Origin of the sequence: Jatrophihabitans lederbergiae, assembly GCF_031845305.1 — a bacterium.
In the GTDB taxonomy this organism is placed as follows: domain Bacteria; phylum Actinomycetota; class Actinomycetes; order Mycobacteriales; family Jatrophihabitantaceae; genus Jatrophihabitans_A; species Jatrophihabitans_A lederbergiae.
Genome location: NZ_JAVREH010000189.1, coordinates 1 through 965 on the forward strand (window position 1 = coordinate 1; position 965 = coordinate 965).

Annotated in this window: 1 protein-coding gene; it reads left to right on the forward strand. The window is 61.8% G+C overall.

Annotation, left to right across the window (positions count from 1 at the left end; genetic code table 11):
- Positions 1–161: 161 nt before the first annotated feature.
- Positions 162–965, forward strand: an 804-nt coding sequence (locus tag RM423_RS24910) for a restriction endonuclease subunit S (protein ID WP_396327885.1), incomplete at its 3' end; no start/stop codon positions are given.

Genomic DNA, 965 nt, shown 5'->3' on the forward strand with positions numbered 1-965 from the left:
CGCCGCAATCGAGACTTACATCGACGCCTGGAACGAACGCTGCCAGCCGTTCACCTGGACCAAGACCGCCGACGAAATCCTCACCAAAGCAACCAGCGGTCAAAGATCATCGTTCACGCGACACTAGCCGGTGCAGGCAGGTTGTTCGCGCGGGCGACACCATCTTCTCTACCGTCCGGCCGTACCTAGAGAAGATCGCGTACGTCGACGAATCGCTCGCAGACGAGTTCGCGTCGACCGGCTTTTCGGTGCTTCGGCCAGGACCCCGGCTCCACCCGCGGTTCCTGTTCTACTTTGCAACTTCGCGCGACATGCTCGACCAAGTGCTGCCCTTCCAGAAGGGTGTGAGCTACCCGGCCGTTCTCGACAAGGAAGTGCGCCGCGTCGTAATGCCGGTCCCGCCGATCGATGAGCAGCGTCGGATCGTCGACACCCTCGAAGACCACCTCTCCCGCCTCGACGCAGCCAACGCGGGGCTTGATATGGCGTCGCGTCGAGCAACCATGCTGACAACTGCGGCCGCCATGCACGCGATCACGGGCACGGGGTCTTCAAACAGCGAACGTTTGCTGTCGTTTGGCGACCTTGATGTGACCGTGCCGCGCGATTGGATCGCGTCGACAGTAGGCGATGAAGCGTCGCTCGTTCAGTACGGCACAAGTGCCAAGACCTCTGAGGCGCAGGGCCCGAACCCGATCGCCGTTTTGCGGATGGGAAATCTGCAGCGCGGGTCGATCGTGACCGACAAACTTAAGTTTCTAGCGCGTGACCACCCGGACGTCGCGCCGTTGCTACTCCAGCGCGGAGATCTTCTATTCAACCGAACGAACAGCGCAGAACTAGCCCGAAACTTTCACGCGGCGCCTGTTGATCGTCGTTCTTGGGGCGGCAGCCTCTGTGGTTTCCGATTGTGCCGTGCGGGCAGGACAGTTTGGCCGAGGTCGCTCGGTGCGCCGGTTCCACGT